The 20,293-nt window shown below is 59.9% G+C and carries 20 protein-coding genes; 11 read left to right on the forward strand and 9 right to left on the reverse strand.

The window, feature by feature from the left end; genetic code table 11:
• The first annotated feature begins 29 nt into the window (after positions 1-29).
• The 4 genes from lptB (at position 30) to ptsN (ending at position 3,894) form a co-directional block, all read left to right on the forward strand.
• Complete coding sequence (gene lptB, locus CPY51_RS19040) at positions 30-818, forward strand: LPS export ABC transporter ATP-binding protein (protein WP_111161793.1); 789 nt, start codon at positions 30-32, stop codon at positions 816-818.
• Positions 819-973: 155 nt separating this feature from the next.
• Entirely contained in the window at positions 974-2,536 is a 1,563-nt protein-coding gene (rpoN, locus tag CPY51_RS19045) for an RNA polymerase factor sigma-54 (RefSeq protein ID WP_111161794.1), read from the forward strand.
• 246 nt (positions 2,537-2,782) lie between these two features.
• On the forward strand, positions 2,783-3,358 hold the full coding sequence (gene hpf / locus CPY51_RS19050) for a ribosome hibernation-promoting factor, HPF/YfiA family (protein WP_111161795.1): 576 nt from the start codon (positions 2,783-2,785) through the stop codon (positions 3,356-3,358).
• Positions 3,359-3,429: 71 nt separating this feature from the next.
• Entirely contained in the window at positions 3,430-3,894 is a 465-nt protein-coding gene (gene ptsN / locus CPY51_RS19055; protein ID WP_111161796.1) for a PTS IIA-like nitrogen regulatory protein PtsN, read from the forward strand.
• A gap of 42 nt (positions 3,895-3,936) precedes the next feature.
• Here the strand turns inward: ptsN and grpE are convergent, their stop codons facing one another.
• The gene (gene grpE, locus CPY51_RS19060; protein WP_111161797.1) at positions 3,937-4,566 is read right to left on the reverse strand and encodes a nucleotide exchange factor GrpE; all 630 of its coding nucleotides are present in this window, start codon (positions 4,564-4,566) and stop codon (positions 3,937-3,939) included.
• Between the two features lie 135 nt (positions 4,567-4,701).
• A complete protein-coding gene (gene hrcA / locus CPY51_RS19065) occupies positions 4,702-5,790 on the reverse strand; it encodes a heat-inducible transcriptional repressor HrcA (RefSeq protein WP_111161798.1) in 1,089 nt (362 codons plus the stop codon).
• 170 nt (positions 5,791-5,960) lie between these two features.
• On the opposite strand from hrcA, the gene rph reads away from it, so the two are divergent.
• From rph to hemW, 4 genes are read left to right on the forward strand one after another with little or no spacing between them, the layout of a single operon-like run.
• A complete protein-coding gene (gene rph, locus CPY51_RS19070; RefSeq protein ID WP_111161799.1) occupies positions 5,961-6,677 on the forward strand; it encodes a ribonuclease PH in 717 nt (238 codons plus the stop codon).
• A 20-nt stretch (positions 6,678-6,697) separates the two neighbouring features.
• A complete protein-coding gene (locus CPY51_RS19075; protein ID WP_111161800.1) occupies positions 6,698-7,111 on the forward strand; it encodes a VOC family protein in 414 nt (137 codons plus the stop codon).
• A gap of 9 nt (positions 7,112-7,120) precedes the next feature.
• On the forward strand, positions 7,121-7,765 hold the full coding sequence (rdgB, locus tag CPY51_RS19080; protein ID WP_111161801.1) for an RdgB/HAM1 family non-canonical purine NTP pyrophosphatase: 645 nt from the start codon (positions 7,121-7,123) through the stop codon (positions 7,763-7,765).
• Positions 7,766-7,819: 54 nt separating this feature from the next.
• On the forward strand, positions 7,820-8,980 hold the full coding sequence (hemW, locus tag CPY51_RS19085; RefSeq protein WP_420820720.1) for a radical SAM family heme chaperone HemW: 1,161 nt from the start codon (positions 7,820-7,822) through the stop codon (positions 8,978-8,980).
• A gap of 22 nt (positions 8,981-9,002) precedes the next feature.
• Here the strand turns inward: hemW and CPY51_RS19090 are convergent, their stop codons facing one another.
• From CPY51_RS19090 to mutM, 7 genes are all read right to left on the reverse strand, one after another.
• On the reverse strand, positions 9,003-10,079 hold the full coding sequence (locus CPY51_RS19090) for a saccharopine dehydrogenase family protein (protein ID WP_111161803.1): 1,077 nt from the start codon (positions 10,077-10,079) through the stop codon (positions 9,003-9,005).
• A 45-nt stretch (positions 10,080-10,124) separates the two neighbouring features.
• Positions 10,125-10,730 (reverse strand): gamma carbonic anhydrase family protein, encoded by a 606-nt coding sequence (locus CPY51_RS19095; RefSeq protein WP_111161804.1) that lies wholly within the window; start codon positions 10,728-10,730, stop codon positions 10,125-10,127.
• On the reverse strand, positions 10,714-11,262 hold the full coding sequence (locus CPY51_RS19100; protein ID WP_111161805.1) for a MarR family winged helix-turn-helix transcriptional regulator: 549 nt from the start codon (positions 11,260-11,262) through the stop codon (positions 10,714-10,716). Before CPY51_RS19100 ends, CPY51_RS19095 begins: the two co-directional genes overlap by 17 nt.
• Before the next feature lie 106 nt (positions 11,263-11,368).
• The gene (gene dnaA, locus CPY51_RS19105; protein WP_111161806.1) at positions 11,369-12,922 is read right to left on the reverse strand and encodes a chromosomal replication initiator protein DnaA; all 1,554 of its coding nucleotides are present in this window, start codon (positions 12,920-12,922) and stop codon (positions 11,369-11,371) included.
• Between the two features lie 869 nt (positions 12,923-13,791).
• The gene (gene rpsT, locus CPY51_RS19115; RefSeq protein WP_111161808.1) at positions 13,792-14,070 is read right to left on the reverse strand and encodes a 30S ribosomal protein S20; all 279 of its coding nucleotides are present in this window, start codon (positions 14,068-14,070) and stop codon (positions 13,792-13,794) included.
• A 221-nt stretch (positions 14,071-14,291) separates the two neighbouring features.
• Positions 14,292-15,065, reverse strand: a complete 774-nt coding sequence (locus CPY51_RS19120) for an enoyl-CoA hydratase (RefSeq protein ID WP_111161809.1) — start codon at positions 15,063-15,065, stop codon at positions 14,292-14,294.
• A 21-nt stretch (positions 15,066-15,086) separates the two neighbouring features.
• Positions 15,087-15,977 carry a bifunctional DNA-formamidopyrimidine glycosylase/DNA-(apurinic or apyrimidinic site) lyase gene (mutM, locus tag CPY51_RS19125; RefSeq protein ID WP_111161948.1) on the reverse strand — a complete coding sequence of 297 codons (891 nt, stop codon included), beginning with the start codon at positions 15,975-15,977 and terminating at the stop codon, positions 15,087-15,089.
• A 177-nt stretch (positions 15,978-16,154) separates the two neighbouring features.
• Here mutM and ubiE point away from each other — a divergent pair, with 177 nt between their 5' ends.
• From ubiE to CPY51_RS19140, 3 genes are all read left to right on the forward strand, one after another.
• A complete protein-coding gene (ubiE, locus tag CPY51_RS19130; protein WP_111161810.1) occupies positions 16,155-16,931 on the forward strand; it encodes a bifunctional demethylmenaquinone methyltransferase/2-methoxy-6-polyprenyl-1,4-benzoquinol methylase UbiE in 777 nt (258 codons plus the stop codon).
• Positions 16,932-16,993: 62 nt separating this feature from the next.
• A complete protein-coding gene (gene ubiB / locus CPY51_RS19135; RefSeq protein WP_111161811.1) occupies positions 16,994-18,568 on the forward strand; it encodes a 2-polyprenylphenol 6-hydroxylase in 1,575 nt (524 codons plus the stop codon).
• 118 nt (positions 18,569-18,686) lie between these two features.
• Positions 18,687-20,267 (forward strand): aromatic amino acid lyase, encoded by a 1,581-nt coding sequence (locus CPY51_RS19140; RefSeq protein ID WP_111161812.1) that lies wholly within the window; start codon positions 18,687-18,689, stop codon positions 20,265-20,267.
• The last annotated feature ends 26 nt before the right edge of the window (positions 20,268-20,293 follow it).

Below are 20,293 nucleotides of genomic sequence, written 5' to 3' on the forward strand. Positions count from 1 at the left end.
ACCTCGTGAAAATAACATCGTTATCCAGCATGTTCGGCAAGTCCGAGCCATCAGTGGCGGCGCCCGAAGCGCCGGCCACGGACAAGGCCCGTTATCAGGGAACCCTCATCGCGCGCGGTCTGACGAAGACCTATCGGACGCGGCGCGTCGTCAACGGTGTGTCGCTGGTGGTCAGGCGCGGCGAGGCCGTTGGCCTTCTCGGACCGAACGGCGCGGGCAAAACCACCTGTTTCTACATGATCACCGGGCTCGTTCCGGTCGATGAGGGAACGATCGAAATCGACGGCAACGACGTGACGACGATGCCGATGTATCGCCGCTCCCGTCTCGGTGTCGGCTACCTGCCGCAGGAAGCGTCGATCTTTCGCGGCCTGACGGTCGAGCAAAACATCCGCGCCGTGCTGGAAGTCCATGTCAGGGACAAGGTGCAGCGCGAGAAAAAGCTCGATGAACTGCTCGAGGAATTTCATATCCGCAATTTGCGCACGGTGCCGGCCGTGGCGCTTTCCGGTGGCGAGCGCCGAAGGCTGGAAATCGCCCGTGCGCTGGCGACGGACCCGACCTTCATGCTGCTCGACGAGCCCTTTGCCGGTGTAGATCCGATCTCGGTCGCCGACATCCAGAATCTCGTTCATCACCTGACCGCACGCGGCATCGGCGTGCTGATCACCGATCACAATGTACGCGAGACGCTGGGTCTCATCGACCGCGCGTACATCATTCATGCCGGCGAGGTTCTGACGCACGGACGGGCAAACGACATCGTCAACAATCCCGAAGTTCGCAGACTCTATCTTGGCGACAATTTCAGCCTCTGATAGGCTGCCATCAGATCAGAAATTCACTCTACCTTCACAGTTCCACTTGACCAAACCCGATAAAAAAGCAATTTTCGGGCCAGTTTGAAATTTGCCACTTTCCCAACGGCAAGAGGCGGTTTCCGGAGGAATTGTAGGGGAGTTTCGCGTCCACCATGGCACTATCCGCCAATCTTTTCCTGCGCCAAAGCCAATCCCTCGTCATGACTCCGCAGCTGATGCAATCCATTCAGTTGCTGCAGATGACGCATTTCGAACTCAACCAATTCATCGCTCAAGAAGTGGAAAAAAATCCACTGCTCGAATTTACGTCAAATGACGGAGAATTGGGCAGCGGCAACGGTCGGGAGCAAGACAGCGAGCCCTATGGCGGTGAGGACGGCGGCCATGGAGACGACGGGGCGGACAGGAACGGCGCAGAGCTTAGTAGCGACTGGTATGAAAGCGAAAATACCGGCCATGCCGATCGACTGAATGCCGAGCTCGATGCTAATTTCAGCAATGTCTATCCCGACGACGGGCCGCCGCAGCGCCTTGATGCCCCGGAACTCGTCAGCCAGTGGAAATCCATGCCCGGCAGCGCAGAAGCGCCGGAAAGCTACGATCTCGACGATTTCGTGGCCGGCCAGATTTCTCTGCGCGACCATCTCAACCAGCAGATTCCGTTTACTTTGCGTTCACAGCCCGACAGGCTGATCGCCCAGCTTCTCGTCGACCAGCTCGACGACGCGGGCTACCTTCAGGCTGACATCGGCGAGACCGCCGCCAGGCTGGGCACGACACCTGCAGATGTCGAGCGCGTGCTCGGTGCACTGCAGACGCTCGATCCGCCTGGCGTCTTCGCCCGCTCACTGTCCGAGTGTCTTGCGATCCAACTCAAGCAGAAAGATCGTTTCGACCCCGCCATGGAGCGGCTGATCCAGCATCTCGAATTGCTCGCCCGGCGCGACTTCGCGATGCTCAAGCGGCTCTGCGGCGTCGATGAGGAAGACCTCCTCGACATGATGACCGAAATCCGCCAGCTGAACCCCAAGCCCGGCAGCGATTTCGAAACCGGCATATCCGAGGCGATCACGCCCGATATCGTCGTCAGGGCTTCTTCCGACGGTAGTTGGCTGGTCGAACTCAATCCGGACACCTTGCCGCGGGTTCTTGTAAACCAGTCGTATTTTTCGTCGGTGTCGAAGACCGGCAGCGATCATGCGTTCCTGTCGGAATGCCTGCAGAACGCAAACTGGCTGACCCGTAGCCTCGACCAACGCGCCAAGACGATGATGAAGGTGGCAACCGAGATCGTCCGGCAGCAGGACGCTTTCCTTGTTGGTGGCGTCGACCACCTGCGGCCGCTCAATTTGAAAACCGTCGCGGACGCAATCAAGATGCATGAATCGACGGTCAGCAGGGTGACCACCAATAAATACATGCTGACACCCCGCGGCCTGTTTGAGCTTAAATACTTCTTCACGGTGTCGATCAGCGCCGTCGAGGGTGGCGACAGTCACTCAGCCGAGGCGGTGCGACATAAGATCCGCCTCCTGATCACTCGCGAAAGTCCGGATTCGGTGCTGTCCGATGACGATATCGTCGATACGCTGAAGGCGAACGGTGTCGAGCTTGCTCGACGTACGGTTGCAAAATACCGTGAAGCGATGAACATTCCCTCCTCCGTCCAAAGGCGGAGAGAGAAGCGTGCTATGGCGAAAGTCGCGGGGTTCTAGGCCGGTCATCGGCAATCTTGCGTTGTTCCGTAAGTTTATTATTTGCTAACGGAGCGATTGACTTTGTGCTCGGGCGCAGCTAGAAGCCCGCCGCAATCGGCGCCGGACACCGTCGCCAGGACTTATCCCCGCCATCCTCGAGGCGTTTAAAAATCGCAATTTGTCTTAGAGCGTGCGAAGTGCTTGGATGAGCAGGTGGCTTGGCGTAAAGTGCCACGCGCAAACCACTAAAAAAAGGGAAACTCCATGAGTGTGCGTGTATCCGGTAAACATATGGAAATTGGTGATTCATTCCGTCAGCGGATCGAAGACCACATCGGTATGGCCGTCACGAAATACTTCGACGGGGGGTATTCAGGCCATGTCACGGTGCAGAAATCGAGTTCGCGGTTCGAAGCGGATTGCAAACTGCACCTCGACAGCGGCGTGGTACTGCATGCGGCCGGGGAAGCAATGGACCCGCAATTGGCGTTCGATGCCGCTTCGGCCCGCATCGAGAAACGGTTGCGCCGGTACAAACGCAAACTGAAGGATCACCAGAGCGCCAGCCATTCAAACGGCTTCGCTGAAGTTTCCTATACTGTCATGGATAGCGTTCCCGACGAGGAAGACGAAATTGCGGACGATTTCTCGCCGGCGATCGTTGCTGAAACGACAAAGCAGTTGCAGACCATGTCGGTTGCGACAGCCGTAATGGCACTTGATATGACCGACGAACCGCTGCTGATGTTCCGGAGCCCGGGCAAGAACCACTTGAACATCGTTTATCGCCGCCAAGACGGCAACATTGGCTGGATCGACGCCGCCAATATCAAAGGCTGAGAAAAGAAGATGAGCGGCGGTCTGCCGCCGCTCCCCCGCATCGGATCTCAGCGACATGAAGGAAAAACAGAATGGCATTGGCAGATTTGCTGCACCAAGATGCAATAATCCCCGGTTTGAAGGCAAATTCTAAAAAGCAATTGCTCCAGGAACTGGCAGCCAAGGCCTCTAAATTGACCGGACTGCCCGAACGGGAAATTTTCGACGTCATTCTGCAGCGCGAGCGCCTGGGTTCGACCGGGGTCGGAAACGGAATCGCCATTCCCCACGGAAAGCTGCCCGACATCAGGACCATCATCGGTATTTTCGCTCGCCTGGATTCCGCCGTCGACTTCGAGGCGCTGGATGACCAACCCGTCGACCTTGTCTTCCTGCTGCTCGCGCCGGAAGGCGCCGGCGCCGATCACCTGAAGGCGCTGTCGCGGATCGCCCGCGTGCTGCGGGACCAGGATCTGGTCGCCAAGCTGCGCGCCACGGAATCCGCCTCGGCGATCTACTCCTTCCTCAACGAAGAACAGGCGTCGAACGCCGCCTGATCTTCGTTACAATATAATGGAAATGATGAGGCGCCTGAGAAATCAGGCGTCTTTTTCGTCAAACGGGCTGTTGGCGCCGAGTTCGGCATCAGAGAGCTTCGGGCCGCCCTTTGCAACGCCGACCATCGCCGGACGCAGAACACGTTCGCCGATGCTAAAGCCATCCTGTACGACCTGAACGACCGTGTTGTTCGGTACATCGGCATTCGGCACTTCGAACATTGCCTGATGGAAGTTCGGGTCGAACTTCTGGCCGACCGGCTCCAGCTTGCGAACGCCGTGACGCTCGAGCGCGGAGAGCATGGCACGCTCGGTCATTTCAACACCTTCGATCAGCGTGGAAAGACCGGCGTCCGCATTCTCGCGAACCTCAGCGGGAATGGCGTCGAGGGCGCGTCGCAGATTGTCCGAGACGGCGAGCATGTCGCGAGCAAAGCCGGCCGCGGAGTAGGATTTCGCATCCTTGACCTCGCGCTCGGTGCGGCGACGCAGATTGTCCATGTCGGCCGCGAGCCTCAAATATCGGTCGCGCAGCTCGGCGTTTTCAGCCCGCAATTGCTCCGTCTGGTCTGGTTCCGGCGAGACGCTGGCATCCGCCGCATCCTGTGCCATATCCGCAAGGTTGTCAGTCGCCGTAGCGTCAGGTCCATTGTGGGTTGTTTCGTCGGTCATGACGGTCTCCGAATTGCTCTGTCTAAAGGATGTGCCCGATATCGAGGTTTGGTCGAAAAAAATCAAGTCTGCGCGGCAAAGAAGACAGCATTCCTGCCGCTGGGCGCGATTTAATCAGTCAAGGTTGTCCCGCACTCACTTGCCGGGTCGCGACAGGCGGGAAATAAGCTGCGCGGTATAGTCGACCATAGGCACTATGCGGGCGTAGTTTAGCCGTGTCGGGCCGATGACACCGACGGCACCGACTATGCGATCGTCATCGTCGCGGTAGGGCGCCACGATCAGCGAAGATCCGGATAGCGAAAACAGCTTGTTTTCCGAGCCGATGAAGATGCGGACACCCGGCCCGCTTTCCGCCAGATTGAGGATTTCGATCAGGCTGTCCTTCTTTTCAAGATCGTCGAACAGCATCCGCAGGCGATCGAGATCGCCGGCGTCTCCCAAACCCTCCAGCAGGTTTGCGCGGCCACGGACGATAAGCTGCGTCGGCTTGGCGTCGTCACCGTCGCCAGACCAGACGGCGATGCCGCGCTCGACGAGATCGCGGGACAATACGTCGAGCTCCTGGCGGACATCCTGCTTCAGGGTCAGCAATTGCTTGCGCAGATCGGGAAGCGTTTGCCCGGTCATATGAGCGTTGAGGAAATTGGCCGCCTCCGTCAGTTGCGACGAGGTAACGCCGGCGGGCAGCTCGATGATCCGGTTTTCGACCTGATCGTGATCGCCGACGAGGACGGCAAGCGCCTTGGTCGGCTCAAGGCGGATGAACTCGACATGCTTGAGGACCGGATCGCTCTTCGACGTGATAACCAGGCCGGCACCACGGGACATGCCCGACAGCATCTGGCTTGCCTCGGTCATGAGCGATTCCATCGGCTGGTCGCGATTGCCGCCGCGAACCTGCCGGTCGATGCTCGCGCGCTCTTCGGCCGAGAGATCACCGACCTGCATGAAGGCGTCGACAAAGAACCGCAGTCCCACCTGGGTCGGCAGACGCCCGGCACTGATATGTGGGGAATAGATAAGGCCGAGCTCTTCGAGATCGCTCATGACGTTGCGTACCGAGGCCGGCGACAACGACATCGGCAGCAATCGCGACAGGCTGCGCGAGCCCAACGGTTCGCCGTGCTCGAGATAACTTTCGACTATGCGGCGAAAGACTTCCTTCGAGCGTTCGTCAAGTGCAGAAACGGCATCCGAAACCGACGACGTCGTAAAACCCATGCGCCTTCAAGTCCGTCCTGATAATCCTTAGCAAAGAGATATAGTCATTCGATTAGTAATGGCAAAAGGGAAATGTCGCTGATGGTCTCAGGACAGCCGCTCTCCCTGCTTTTCCTTTGCAAATGGCTTTCGGCAATCGTAGAAGCGGTCAACAACATCAGGAGAGCAGGATGCGGCCTTCAGGCAGAAAAACCGATCAGATGCGCAAAGTGTCGTTCGAACGCAATTTTTCCAAGCACGCCGAAGGCTCGTGCCTGGTGAAATTCGGCGATACGCATGTGCTCTGCACCGCCAGCCTGGAGGAAAAAACCCCGCCGTGGCTGCGCAACAGCGGCAAGGGATGGGTCACCGCCGAATACGGAATGCTGCCGCGCGCAACCGGCGACCGGATGAAGCGCGAAGCGGCAGCCGGCAAGCAGGGCGGCCGTACCCAGGAAATCCAACGCCTGATCGGTCGTTCCCTTAGGGCCGTGGTCGACCTGCAGGCGCTCGGTGAGCGACAGATCACGCTTGATTGCGACGTCATCCAGGCGGACGGCGGCACGCGGACGGCCTCGATAACAGGGGCATGGGTTGCGCTTTACGACTGCCTGAAATGGATGGAAAGCCGCAACATGATCAAGGTCGAGCGCGTGCTCAAGGATCATATCGCGGCTGTCTCCTGTGGGATCTTTGCAAGCCAGCCGGTCATCGACCTCGACTACCTCGAGGATTCCTCGGCCGAGACGGACGCCAATTTCGTCATGACCGGTGCCGGTGGCATCGTCGAGATCCAGGGCACTGCCGAGGGTACTCCCTTCAGCGAAGAGGAATTCGGTATCCTGATGCAGCTCGCCAAGGCCGGCATCGGCGATCTTGTGTCGTTGCAGAAACAGGCCATTGCCTGAAGCAGAGAGATTGTCAGCCGATGAACCCGCTGGAAGGCATTCTGGAGACGGCGCTCTACGCAGAGGACCTCGACAAGGTGGAAGCCTTCTATGCGGGGGTCCTCGGTCTTCAGAAGATCACCCGAGCCGGCAACCGGCATGTCTTTTTTCGCTGCGGACCCGGCGTCCTGTTGATCTTCAATCCTGAGGAAACCATGCAGCCGCCTGAACCGGGTAGCCTGCCGGTACCGCCACATGGCACCAAGGGGTCCGGCCACGCCTGCTTCCGCATCTCGCGGCAGAACATCGATGCGATGGCGGAGAGCCTTAAAGCTGCCGGTGTCGCCATCGAGTCCGATTTTCACTGGCCGAACGGCGGCCGTTCGATTTATTTCCGCGACCCGGCCGGCAACAGCCTGGAATGCGCTGAAGCCATCATCTGGGGCCTCGATTAGGATAATCACATGCGCAAACTAGAAACCAAGACGATCGTTGTCGCCAGTCACAACGCGGGCAAGATCCGCGAAATCCAGGACCTGATCGGCCCTTTCGGCTTCACCGCAAAATCGGCAGCCGAACTTAACTTCATCGAGCCTGACGAGACCGGCACGACCTTCGAAGAAAACGCCATCATCAAGGCGCTCGCCTCTGCAAAGGTGTCCGGGATGCCTGCCCTGTCTGATGACAGCGGCTTGGTGATCGACGCGCTGGGCGGCGCGCCTGGCGTCTATACCGCCAATTGGGCCGAGACCCTCGACGGCACGCGGGATTTCCACATGGCGATGCAGAAGGTCGAAAAGGCGCTGGAACATGCTGGTGCGACGTTGCCCGAAGCCCGGGCCGCGCGCTTTGTCAGTGTTCTCTGCCTTGCATGGCCGGATGGGCATACGGAACTTTTCCGTGGCGAAGTCATGGGCACCATCGCCTGGCCTCCACGAGGGGACCAGGGCTTCGGTTATGATCCGATCTTTCAGCCGCGGGGCTACGAAGCCACATTTGGCGAAATGAGCGCCGAGCAGAAGCACGGCTGGAAGCCCGGCGAACCAGAGGCGCTTTCGCATCGCGCACGGGCTTTCAAGCTCTTTGTCGAAACCTGTCTGGAAGCGTAGGATCGGTTCGTGGACACATTAGATTCGCAAAATCCGAGCCTGCGCAATGCTCCTATGCTGCCTGACACCGGCGAACCCGGTTTCGGCGTTTATGTGCATTGGCCCTTCTGCGCGGCCAAATGCCCTTATTGCGATTTCAACAGCCATGTTCGTCACCAGCCGGTCGACCAGGCGCGGTTCACCGCCGCCTTTCTCCGCGAAATGGAAGCGATGCGGGCGCTCAGCGGGCCGAAGACCGTGACAAGTATCTTCCTCGGCGGCGGCACGCCATCGCTGATGGATCCCACGACCGTCGGCGCGATCCTCGATGGCATCGGGAAAAATTGGTACGTGCCTGACGGCATCGAGATCACGATGGAGGCCAACCCTTCCAGCGTCGAGGCGGAGCGCTTCCGCGGCTATCGAGCAGCGGGCGTCAACCGCGTATCGCTCGGCGTTCAGGCGCTAAACGACCGGGACCTGAAGTTTCTCGGCAGATTGCACAATGTCGAGGACGCCCTGAAGGCGATCCGGCTGGCGCGCGACATTTTTCCGCGCATGTCGTTCGACCTTATCTATGCACGACCGAACCAAACGGTCGAGGAGTGGGAGCGTGAGCTGAAGGAGGCGATCTCCTACGCCGTCGATCATCTTTCGCTCTATCAGCTGACCATCGAGGAGGGCACGCCGTTCTTCGGACTGCACAAGGCGGGCAAGCTGATCGTGCCTGACGGCGAACAATCTGCAGTTCTCTACGAGGCGACGCAGGAGATCACCGAGCGCGAGGGGATGCCCGCCTATGAGGTGTCCAACCACGCTCGCCCTGGCGCCGAGAGCCGTCACAACCTCACCTATTGGCGCTATGGCGACTATGCTGGCATCGGGCCCGGCGCCCATGGCCGCCTGACGCAAGGGCGCGACAAGCTGGCGACGGCGACGGAGCGCCGACCGGAGGGCTGGCTCGAGATGGTGGAGCGGGATGGCCATGGCGTGCTCGACCAGGAGCTGCTCGGCTACCAGGAGCAATCGGATGAACTGCTGCTGATGGGCCTGCGTCTCAAGGAAGGCATTGACCTTGTCCGCTGGCAGCAGTTTTCAGGTCGCGAACCGGACCCGAAGCGCGAGGAATTCCTGCTGGAGCACGGATTCATCGAGCGTCTCGGCAATTCCCGCCTGCGCTGCACGCCGTCGGGAATGCTGATCCTCGATTCCGTCGTCGCGGACTTGGCCTGCTGAAGGCGCGAAGCAATCCTCCGGATCAGGCCGGCATCTTCTGATCGAACAGGCTTCCGGTGCGCGTCTTCAGGAACATGTCGAGAGAGATATGCTCCTGGTGAAGGAAGCCGGTCGATGGCAGGTGTCCATCCCGCACCAGCTCGATGAGCGCGACGACCGAGGCCGACGTCGTCCAGGAGATCGCCGTGCGGCGTTCGCCCGAAATCTCGATGGGGTAATAGGCCCGGACGAATTCCCGGCGGCGCAGGCTGCCGTTTGTCATGCCTTCGGCAGATACGTGAACGTAGACGACGTCGTCGTCGACAGGCGGCTTGGCCTCGGTCAGGATCTCACCGGCCAGCTTGGGGCGGTCGCGCATCAAGAGCTCGTGGAAGAAGAAATTCATCAGCTCCATATGCCCCGGATAGCGCATGGTCTTGTAGTCCAGATTGTCGACCCGACCCAGCATGGTGCTGCACATGGTGCCGAGACCGCCTGATGTCGTGAATGCCTCCAGCTTCACGCCGTTGACATAAAGCGTTTCCAGCCATTCCATCGGCGAGACCAGCTTGCGCACGCCGCCTTCGATCACTTCGCAATCGTTGAGATATTCGTTGACGACGCCTTCCGGAGACCAGTTGAAGGCGTAGCCGAGCAGGCCGGTCGGGTGCTGCGGCAGGGCGCCAACGCGCATGCGGATCGAGCGGCATCGCTCGAAGGCGTCCGCCAGGCTGGCGCCGACGATGCCGACGAAGCCAGGGGCAAGGCCACATTGCGGCGCCATCAAGCCGCGTGATGTCCGCGACAGTTCGATAATGCCGTTTGTGGTTTCAACATCCTCGGTCAGATCGAAATAATGGATGCCCGCCGAATGGGCGATCCGCGCCAGCTGTGAATTGAGATGGAAAGGCAGGCAGGAAAGGACCGCATCCACGCGCGAAAACAATTCGCCGGTGACCGCGACATCCGATACGTCGCGAGCCTCGCATATGAATGGAGTAACGTCCCTCGGGAGTTGCATATCGACGCCCGTGACCTTGAAGCCGCTTTCATGAAGCAAGGTGGCGGCTAGCCGCCCAACCTTGCCCAGGCCGAGAACGGCTATTCTTTCAAAACTCATGTGTTTCCCCCTTCGGCACCGCGATTTCCCTCCCCGCAGCGCTCGTTACGACTCTATTGCCACTGTTCTATGATGAATGGCCAGACTTTTCGATAGGGTCTCCATTGCTGTCCGCATCAAATCCGGCGCACCGCGATCGACGCCGTAGACGAAGCCGGGAAAATCGAGCGGCTGTTGCAGTGCCCATATTTCCTCGTGTCGGTCAGCCGAGAAGAATTGAGCCGGATTCCCAACCGCGATCCAGCCGATCGGGACGGTCGCGCCGGGTTTCAGCTCCGTGCGCAGATGGACGACGGCATTGATGCGCACCTCGGAGCCAGCACCAACCGTGGCGCCATGGAAGATGCTCGCGCCGGTCGCAACGAAAACCTCGTCGCCAATGGTGGCGCCGACGATGTGGCTGTTCGGCCCGACGAGGCAATGGTCGCCGATCGACGTCGCGTGGCGAGCGGTCGAACGAATGACGGCGTTTTCGAGCACGATGCAGCAGGCACCGATCCGGATGGCGCCACCGGCTTCCGCGACGATGCGGGCGCCCGGCATGACGCGGCAACCGGGACCGATCGTCACATCGCCGCAGACGGTGGCGTCGTCGGCTACCCAGGCTCCCGGATCGATCACCGGTTTCTTGTCATCATAGGCTGCCAGCATGATAGCTTTCCTTTGACGTTGGATTATCGGCCCCGCGCTCGAGTTCGGTCGCCCGGCAGCCGATAGGACAGAGCTCCGGGCTGCAGAGATCGTGCTCGCAGAGGCGGCAGGTCGTGCGGGCAAAGGCGCGCGATGTGGTCGCTCCGGCGAGCATCTTGTCCATCAACATTTCGAATTGGGCGCGATCACCGGCGGACAATACGTCGAGCAGGCCGGCCAAGGTACCCAGTCGCGCGGCTTGCAATGCCTGTGCCCGCGCTCTTCCTTCATCCGTCAGGCGAAGTGGCGTTGCGCGGCCCTGTTGCATCAAGCGCTCGACGAAACCGTGGCGGACAAGGCCCTCGAGCACACGCACGGCCGTGGGCTGTGCGACGCCCGCGATCGTGGCCAGCTCCGAGCCGGTCAGGCCCGGCTTGAAATAGAGCATGGAAAGCAAAGCTGCGGCACTCGGCGAAAGATCCGCGAGGGCATCCTGCATCCTGTCGTTCACCAGCAACCCGAAAGCGCCGAGCTTGTTTGCATCCAACATCATATGCATAGCCTATGCATATGATGTTGGATGTCAAGATAGAAACCGGAAACGACGAACGGCCGGCAGAGACTGCCGGCCGTTCGATTTCAGTGCCAATGCGTGAACGCTATTCGTTGATCAAACGCTTCAGCAATTCGATTTCGTGCGACAGCTTGGTGTCTCCGGAAATCAGTTCCTCGATCTTGCGGACCGCGTGAAGCACCGTCGTGTGATCTCGTCCGCCGAAACGACGGCCGATCTCCGGAAACGAGCGCGGCGTCAGCGTTTTCGCCAGATACATGGCGATCTGGCGTGGCTTGACGATGACGCGCGTCCGCCGATTGGAGACGAGCTCCTGGCGCGACACGTTGTAGTGGCGCGCAACGACCCGCTGGATGTCCTCGATACGCACGCGCCGGGGCTCGCCGGAACCGACCAGATGGGCCAGTAGCTCATCGACACGTTCTATTGTCAGATTGGGCTCGAACGAGCGACGGAAGACCAGCTGATTGAAGGCGCCTTCCAACTCGCGGCCGCTGGCGGTGACGCTTCGTGCGACGTGCTGCAGCAGTTCTGCCGGGATATCGAGCGACGGATCGTCCACACGGGCGACATCCAGCCGGCGCTTGAGGATTTCAAGGCGCATTTCGTAGTCAGGTGCCTCGACCTCGATGGCAACGCCGCCCTGCAGGCGCGAACGCACCCGCGGATCGAGCGATTCCAGTTCCCACGGGGCACGATCTGCCGCCACGACAACCTGCTTGGCACTGTCGAGCAGCATGTTCAGCAGATGGCAGAATTCATGCTGGATCATCTTGCCCTGCAGGAACTGCATGTCGTCGATGATCAGAAGGTCGATGTTTCGCAGCGAGTCCTTCAGCGTCAGCGCATCATTGTCGCGGATCGCGGTTGCGAAGCGCCACATGAAGTACTCTGCCGTCAGATAGACCACGCGTAAACCGCGCGGGTTCTGTACTGCAGCATTTGCAATCGCCTGCAAGAGATGGGTCTTGCCGAGGCCGACCGACGAATGGACGAACAGCGGATTGAACCGCACGGCACCGGGACCCGCTTCCGCTATGGTCTTGGCAGCCGCGAGGCTGATCCGGTTGGAACTGCCCTCGACATAGGTATCGAAGGTATATCGCGTATCAAGCGGCGAGCCGAACAAAGGCGAGCCGAATGATGGGCGGGCCGCAGCGACCGCACTTACCGCGTGGGCCACGGCCTGACCGGCAGTCTGTGCCGCCGGCCGACGGATCTGGGCTACCGAAGCCGGTTCCGCGGAAGACGTCTGCTCATCCACACCCGGGGCCTTCACGCCGTGACGGGTTGCCGTACGCACTAGAATTTCGACTTTGAGGATCTCTGCATCTTCTGCCTGAAACAGGCTGGTGATCAGATCGAGATAGCGATTGTTGATCCACGATTTCAGAAAAGTCGTCGGAACTGTAAGACGCACGACGCTCTTCGAATGCGAATGCAACTTGAGCCGCGCAAACCAGCTCGCATAAACATCCGGGCCGACCTGTGCCTTCAAGCGTGCGCTGACACGCTCGAAAAGTACACTATGCTTCATGTCTCCTTTGTCTCCCGCCGCTTCAAGGCAAACTGCGCCGAGCGCCTGTTGTGCATTGTCCCCTTTTCCCAACGCACTGGCCGTCATCGTATTGATCTGCATGTTGCCGCCTTCCAGAGTTCTATTCCTGCCGGGCGAAGGAACGCCGCCCGAAGATATCTCGCACATGACATGCTGGGGAGCCCCTCATGAACTCATCAGCATCCCGGTTCATCAGCCACGGTCCTGCCAAAGGACCCACAAAGAAATCCGCGGCGAAAGCTGCCTCCAGGCAGCCGCCGTCATCAATCTCTTCATCAGGAGCAGTCATTCGGCCCTCGTTCCGACCGACTGCGCCTGAGTGGCTGTCAATTTTTCACCCCTGCTCTCCTGCAGCCATACTAGGGACCGAGGCTGCCTGAGAGCGACAAGTCCCCTCGTCCAGAAACATCACTGCTTCCGGTTTGGACGTGTCAACTGTTTGAAAAAACGGAATTGAACCATTCCGTCACAAGGGACAAAAACTAACCCACGCCGCCTGAATGGCAGTGTTCGCCGAAGCCGTTTAAGGTGATGTCCGCGCCCCTTGTTGAAAGCCATTTAGGCAGGATCATCGGACAATATCAACGATGAATTTTACGCAAAATCGGGCATCGGGCATTGACTCGGGGGGGCATTTTTGACTGTCACACCCTCGTCAAAAAAGAATCGCTTTTGAATCAAGGGGATTCCTTACTGATGCGTTTTCGACACGGCATTGGAGAAATAAAATAATAAATCTCTTGACTCAGGGAAGGGCCCAAGGTGCGGACAAGTTGTCACAAGGAGAAAGAGCAACCTGTCCCAACTATTTGTTATTTATGGGCTTTTTCTGTCATTCCAGTGACACGAACGAGTGAATGTAAAATAGTCACTCAGCCTAAATTTTCCCCGAATCCAAAAAGCCCGGCGAAGGGCCGGGCTCGTTGTAATGATATAATTATTAGCAACAATTAGGCAGTCGGAGCAGCCGACAGTGCCTTCACGCGCTTAGCAAGGCGCGAGACCTTGCGGGACGCAGTGTTGACATGCAGGACGCCCTTGCCGGCGGCGCGTGCCAATTCCGGCTGAACGACTCGCAGTGCTTCCTTGGCGCGGTCCGCGTCACCAGACGCGATGGCCTCTTCGACCTGGCGAACGTAAGTGCGAACGCGCGAGCGACGAGCCTTGTTGACTTCGGTGCGGCGGGCGATCTTGCGGGTCGCTTTTTTCGCCGAGCTTGTATTGGCCATGTATGCCTCTCTTAGAATTCCAACATAACTCACTCATTGCCGCGTCAGGGCCCTTCGGCCGTTTCATCCAGCAATGCGGGAGCAATCGCGGAAAACCGGATCGGCTTTCCAAACTGTGGCGGGCATATAGCCTTAATGCGCAGTGTCGTCAACGCGCATTTCAGCAAAAACGCCGTGGGCCGCCGGTCTTTTCCACCGTCCCGCCCCGCGGTAGGCGCGCATCACCGGTTCTTGAACTCCGGTTTACGCTTCTCGATAAATGCAGCCATCCCCTCTTTCTGGTCTTCTGTGGCAAAAAGACTGTGAAACATTCGACGCTCGAAGCGCAGCCCTTCTTCCAATGTCGTCTCCAGCGCCCGGTTCACGGCTTCCTTGGCCATCAGGACCGAAGGGCGCGACAGCGAGGCAATCTTTGCCGCCGCCGCGAGGGCCTCGTCGAGAAGCCTGTCAGCCGGCACGACGCGTGAGACCAGGCCTGCGCGCTCCGCCTCGACGGCATCCATCATGCGGCCGGTCAACACCATATCCATGGCTTTCGCTTTCCCGACGGCGCGGGTCAACCGCTGCGAACCGCCCATGCCTGGAATGACGCCGAGAGTGATCTCCGGCTGCCCGAATTTTGCGGTCTCGGAAGCGATGATGAAATCGCACATCATCGCGAGTTCGCAGCCGCCCCCCAGCGCAAAGCCGCTGACGGCTGCGATGACCGGCTTGCGTGCCTTGGCGATCTCGTCCCAACCGCTGATGAAATCGCGCTGATAGACCTCCGCGAAGTTCAGAGGCTGCATCTCCTTGATATCGGCACCAGCGGCGAAGGCTTTTTCCGACCCAGTGAGCACGATCGCGCCGATCGCGTCATCTGCGTGAAATGCCGCATAGGCTTTCTTCAGCTCCAACAGTATTGTGGAGTTCAGCGCGTTCAGCGCCTGCGGGCGGTTGAGCCGAACCAGGCCGACGGCGCCATGCGTTTCGACGATAAGGGTTTCATAGTCCACGACGTTCTCTCCTCCAGCCAATCAGGTCTGGCAGACGGGGCAATAGAAAGTCGAACGGCCCGCCTGCACGATCCGCTCGACCGTACCGCCGCAGCCCTGCGTCCGGCAAGCTTCACCTTCACGATCATAGACCGAGAAGCTATGTTGGAAATAGCCGAGCGAGCCGTCGGTCTGGATATGATCGCGCAGCGACGAGCCTCCGGCCGCGATGGCATCGGCGATGACGTCGCGGATCGACTGGACCAGGAAAATCAGCGATTCCCTTGGCGTCCCGTTCTCCTTCACCAGTGCTCCGGCCGCGCTGGTCGGCGACAGGTGCGAGCGCCACATCGCCTCGCAAACATAGATATTGCCGAGACCGGCAATATTCTTCTGGTCGAGCAACGCACTCTTCAAGGGCTGCGCCTTTCCGTCGAAGCGCATCGCCAGATAATCGGCGCTCAGCGCATTGCCGGTCGGTTCCGGCCCGAGGTCGCGAATGTAGGGATGGCTCGAAAGATCGGCGCGATTGACGATGTCCATGAAGCCAAAGCGGCGCGGGTCATTATAGATGACGCGGGTACGACCGGTTTCGCCCTCCAGATGGAAGATGACGTGATCGTGCTTTTCGTCCTTCGATCTGACATGGTGGAAGTCGCCGGGTATTCCGACCGCCAGGTCTTTTTCGATACGAAACGAGCCGGACATGCCGAGATGGGCGATGACAGTCATGCCGTCCTCGAGATCGATCAACAGATATTTCGCACGGCGCGACAGGGATGTGATCCGGCGGCCAGCGACGAGGTGGGCAAATTCAGAAGGGAAAGGGAACCGCAGATCGCCGCGGCGCAACTCGAGCTCGGTCAGAACCGCGCCTTCCATGGCGGGCGCCAGCCCGCGCCTGACGGTTTCGACCTCTGGTAATTCCGGCATGATGATCCATCTCAGTGTTTCGAAGGCCTGCGGCAAGGCGGCGATCAAGATGCGCTTTAATTTAACGCTGTCATGATCTAAACCAACGCCAAGGTGCCGCCCTCGTTGGCACTCAGATAGCGTGATGCGGGCGATTTCGCTATGGCTCGCCGCGATTTAAGTCATGGAGTAGACGCAATGGCCGAAAGCCGCACCTCCGCCGATGGCGGCATGGAAACATCCTACGGATTCCGCGAAGTGGCGGACGGCGAGAAGCAGGGTCTCGTCAACGATGTCTTCCATAAGGTTGCCAAGCGCTACGATGTCATGAACGACGTCATGTCGATGGGCCTGCACCGGGCGTGGAAGGACGCGATGATCTCCGCGCTCAATCCGCGCAAGGATCCAGCCTACAAGGTGCTGGATGTTGCAGGCGGTACTGGGGATATCGCATTCCGCATCGTCGAAGCCTCGAGCCGGTTGGCCCATGCGACCGTGCTCGACATCAACGGCTCGATGCTGGCTGTCGGCGCCGAGCGCGCGACAAAAAAGAAGCTTTCGGACAATCTCACCTTCGTCGAGGCCAATGCCGAGGAGCTGCCCTTCGACGCGGGCTCCTTCGATGCCTATACGATCGCCTTCGGAATTCGCAACGTTCCGCGCATCGACGTGGCGCTCAAGGAAGCACACAGGGTTTTGAAGCGCGGTGGACGATTGCTGGTCCTGGAATTTTCCGAGGTCGACCTGCCGCTGCTCGACCGCGTCTACGATGCCTGGTCGTTCAACGCGATCCCGCGCTTCGGCAAGGCGATCACCGGCGAAAGCGAGCCCTACCAGTACCTGGTAGAATCGATCCGCAAGTTCCCCAACCAGCAGGATTTCGCCGAGATGATCCGTCAGGCTGGTTTCTCGCGCGTGACCTACACCAACTATACCGGCGGCATTGCGGCGCTTCATTCCGGCTGGAAGCTCTGACGCATGATGCCCAGAAGTGTGAAGCGGCTTTCGGATAGGCTCATGCGAAACATACAAAGACCATGAGCACTTTCGGTGCATATTTCGGGCTCGTCAGGGTCGGCTGGGTTTTGGTGCGCGAGGGCGTCGTCCTTGCGCTACCATCCGAGGGCCTGCCGCCATCCGTCAGCCTTGCCAAGTCATTCGTCAGCATCTTTGCCCGTCGGCAAGCCAAGGGGCAGACGCGCAGCGATCGCCTGTCGAAGGCGGTGGAAAGGCTCGGACCCTCCTATGTGAAAATCGGCCAATTCCTCGCGACCCGGCCCGACGTCGTCGGCATCGATTTCGCCAATGATCTGTCGCAGCTCCAGGACAGCATGGCGTTTTTCCCGGCGGCCGCGGCAAAGGCAAACATTGAAAGCTCGCTTGGGCGCCCGCTCGAAGAGCTCTATGCCAGCTTCGGCGATCCGATCGCGGCCGCATCCATCGCGCAGGTACACCCAGCCGAGGTGGACACGCCGCAGGGTCGCAAGAAAGTTGCCGTGAAGGTAGTTCGACCGGGCGTGCGCCAGCGCTTCGCCAACGATATCGAGGCGATGTACCTTGTCGCCGGGCTGCAGGAACGCTTCATGCCGTCCAGCCGCCGACTGCGACCGGTCGAAGTCACGCGAGCGCTCGAGCAGACGACGAAGGTCGAAATGGACCTCAGGCTCGAGGCCGCAGCGCTATCGGAAATTGCCGAGAATACCGAGAAGGACGAGGGTTTTCGCGTACCCAAGGTCGACTGGGAGCGCACCGGGCGCGACGTCATCACGATGGAGTGGATCGACGGCGCCAAGATGTCGGATGTCGATGCGCTCCGGGCCGCCGGGCACGACCTCAACAAGCTTGCCGACTTGCTGATCCAGTCTTTTCTCCGGCACACGCTGCGCGACGGCTTTTTCCATGCCGACATGCATCCCGGCAATCTCTTTGTCGCTCCCGACGGTATGATCGTTGCCGTCGACATGGGCATTGTCGGGCGGCTTGGAAAGAAGGAACGGCGGTTCCTTGCGGAAATCCTCTACGGCTTCATCACCCGCGACTATCTCCATGTCGCCGAGGTGCATTTCGAGGCCGGCTATGTGCCGGCGCACCACAACATGGAGAGCTTCGCACAGGCGATCCGCGCCATCGGCGAACCGATCCACGGGCAGCCGGCGGAAACCATTTCGATGGGCAAGCTGCTGACGTTGCTGTTCGAGGTCACGGAACTTTTCGACATGGAGACGCGTCCGGAACTCGTGATGCTGCAGAAGACCATGGTCGTCGTCGAGGGCGTGGCGCGCATGCTCAACCCTCGCTTCAACATGTGGAAAGCTTCTGAGCCGGTCGTCGGGGAATGGATCCGCAACAATCTCGGGCCTAAGCGCATCGTCACCGACCTCAGGGATGCGGTTAAGGCCGCGGTCAAACTGGCCGAAGCGGTTCCCGAGATCGCCGCCAAGACCGAGAAATTCCACCACGAGCTGCTGAATATGAGTGAGAACGGGCTGCGCTTCGATCCGCAGACCACGGAGGCCATCGGTAAATCGGAAGCGCGTCACAGCCGCTCGGGCCGTCTTGCGCTCTGGGTCATCGCGCTCACGCTCCTTTATATTGCCTGGCACCTCACCTGAATAACTGCGTCGCATCGCAAACCGATTGCGGCGCTGCAAAAACATCCTGTGTTCGACATTTGGGATATCCCTCTATCTCTCGGCATCGCATAATCTCGCGTCAAAGGAGATTTTGCATATGGATCGTCAAACGACCGGTATTGAACTCAGCGGCCAGCCGCTGACCTTTGCCGATCTCGTTCGCATCGGCGCGGGGCTCGCGCCCACCGCGTCAGAAAGCGGCATGGCACGGATCGTCACCGCACGCTCGGTCGTCGAGGACGCAATTGCATCGGGCATGCCGGTTTACGGGGCCACGACCGGCGTCGGCGCGATGAAAGACGTGGAATGGTCGCCGGAAGATCTCGACGCCTTCAATCTCGGTCTCGTGCGGGCCCACCATTTCGGTACCGGAGCGCCATTCTCGATGTCGATCGTGCGTAACGCGATCGGCATCCGCGTCAATACCGCGTTGACCGGCCAGGTCGGCTGCACTCCGGAACTGATCGACGCCTACCTGAAGCTCCTTGAGGCCGATGTCATTCCGGTCGTGCGCCGCACCGGTTCGATCGGCTGCGCCGATATCGGCCTGATGGGACAGATCGGCGCGGTTCTGACTGGCGTCGGCGAGGCGGTCTACAAGGGCCGACGCATGCAGGCCGCCGAGGCTTTCGCAGCTGCCGGCATAGAGCCGACCAAGATGGCGCCACGCGACAGCCTCGCCTCGCTCAGCGTCAATGCAGTGAGCTTTGCAGCCGCCGCGGATGCGACACGCAGCGCTGCAGCTTCGATCCGCGTTTTGCTCGCGACGGGCATGATGGCCTGCGGCGCGCTGGGTGCATCGCGCGATCCCTGGCGATCCGTCCGTCATGTCGGGACAGCCCGTGAGGCGCTGATCGGCGCATGGCTTTGCAATGCGTCCGACGAATGGCCCTGGCCGGTCGCGACCCATGTCCAGGATCCGCTGAGCCTGCGCATGGTGGCGCAGGTCTTCGGCGCGGTCATCGAGAACCTGCTGTCGACGGGCCACAAGATCCTTGCCGCCACCGGCCGCTCCGACGACAATCCTGTCGTGGTCGAAGGACGGGTGATGACATCAGGCGGATCACTGCCGCTCGACGTGACGATCCTCCTGGAATCGGCTGCCATCTGTATGGCCCATGCGGCACGCAATGCCTTCAACCGCTGCGTCATCCTCGGCAACGGCCAGCGACGCGGGCTGCCGGTCAATCTTGTACCGGAAGGCCGGATCGCCACCGGTTTCGGGCCGATCATCAAGCTTGCCGGCGAGATTTTCTCGCGGGTGCTGTCGATGTCCAACCCCGTCTCGGCGCAGTCGCTTGTCGTTGCCGCCGGGATGGAGGACGAGGCCGCGTTCCTGCCGCTGGTCATCGAGCGCTTCGAACGGCAGATGCGGGCTCTAAAGCGCCTCGCGGCACTGGAGGCGCTTCTTGCAGCCCAGGCGATCGATATCAATGGCGACGTTCCGGGTGGTGTCGCGCGCATGCTCTACGACGTGGTGCGCAAGCACGCAGCCTTCTACACGGTCGACCGTCCGCTTTCCGCCGAAGTCGAGGCGATCGAGGAGGAGATGGCTTCCGACACCTTCATGTCGGCGATGATATCGGAGGTTCCCATTGCCTCCTTCGACGACTTCTTCGCGCTCGGAACGCTGGAGCGGATAGAGGAACGTGTTCGCCACGAGCCTATGCGGGCCTGACGCTCGAGACAATTCAACTGATGAAA

The organism is Arminella tubonensis (genome assembly GCF_003240585.1).
In the GTDB taxonomy this organism is placed as follows: domain Bacteria; phylum Pseudomonadota; class Alphaproteobacteria; order Rhizobiales; family Rhizobiaceae; genus Rhizobium; species Rhizobium tubonense.

Coding starts and splice junctions, on each gene's coding strand:
- lptB (WP_111161793.1), top strand. CDS start 30: ATGTTCGGCAAGTCCGAGCCATCAGTGGCGGCGCCCGAAGCGCCGGCC.
- rpoN (WP_111161794.1), top strand. CDS start 974: ATGGCACTATCCGCCAATCTTTTCCTGCGCCAAAGCCAATCCCTCGTC.
- hpf (WP_111161795.1), top strand. CDS start 2,783: ATGAGTGTGCGTGTATCCGGTAAACATATGGAAATTGGTGATTCATTC.
- ptsN (WP_111161796.1), top strand. CDS start 3,430: ATGGCATTGGCAGATTTGCTGCACCAAGATGCAATAATCCCCGGTTTG.
- grpE (WP_111161797.1), bottom strand. CDS start 4,566: ATGACCGACGAAACAACCCACAATGGACCTGACGCTACGGCGACTGAC.
- hrcA (WP_111161798.1), bottom strand. CDS start 5,790: ATGGGTTTTACGACGTCGTCGGTTTCGGATGCCGTTTCTGCACTTGAC.
- rph (WP_111161799.1), top strand. CDS start 5,961: ATGCGGCCTTCAGGCAGAAAAACCGATCAGATGCGCAAAGTGTCGTTC.
- CPY51_RS19075 (WP_111161800.1), top strand. CDS start 6,698: ATGAACCCGCTGGAAGGCATTCTGGAGACGGCGCTCTACGCAGAGGAC.
- rdgB (WP_111161801.1), top strand. CDS start 7,121: ATGCGCAAACTAGAAACCAAGACGATCGTTGTCGCCAGTCACAACGCG.
- hemW (WP_420820720.1), top strand. CDS start 7,820: ATGCTGCCTGACACCGGCGAACCCGGTTTCGGCGTTTATGTGCATTGG.
- CPY51_RS19090 (WP_111161803.1), bottom strand. CDS start 10,079: ATGAGTTTTGAAAGAATAGCCGTTCTCGGCCTGGGCAAGGTTGGGCGG.
- CPY51_RS19095 (WP_111161804.1), bottom strand. CDS start 10,730: ATGCTGGCAGCCTATGATGACAAGAAACCGGTGATCGATCCGGGAGCC.
- CPY51_RS19100 (WP_111161805.1), bottom strand. CDS start 11,262: ATGATGTTGGATGCAAACAAGCTCGGCGCTTTCGGGTTGCTGGTGAAC.
- dnaA (WP_111161806.1), bottom strand. CDS start 12,922: ATGCAGATCAATACGATGACGGCCAGTGCGTTGGGAAAAGGGGACAAT.
- rpsT (WP_111161808.1), bottom strand. CDS start 14,070: ATGGCCAATACAAGCTCGGCGAAAAAAGCGACCCGCAAGATCGCCCGC.
- mutM (WP_111161948.1), bottom strand. CDS start 15,977: ATGCCGGAATTACCAGAGGTCGAAACCGTCAGGCGCGGGCTGGCGCCC.
- ubiE (WP_111161810.1), top strand. CDS start 16,155: ATGGCCGAAAGCCGCACCTCCGCCGATGGCGGCATGGAAACATCCTAC.
- ubiB (WP_111161811.1), top strand. CDS start 16,994: ATGAGCACTTTCGGTGCATATTTCGGGCTCGTCAGGGTCGGCTGGGTT.
- CPY51_RS19140 (WP_111161812.1), top strand. CDS start 18,687: ATGGATCGTCAAACGACCGGTATTGAACTCAGCGGCCAGCCGCTGACC.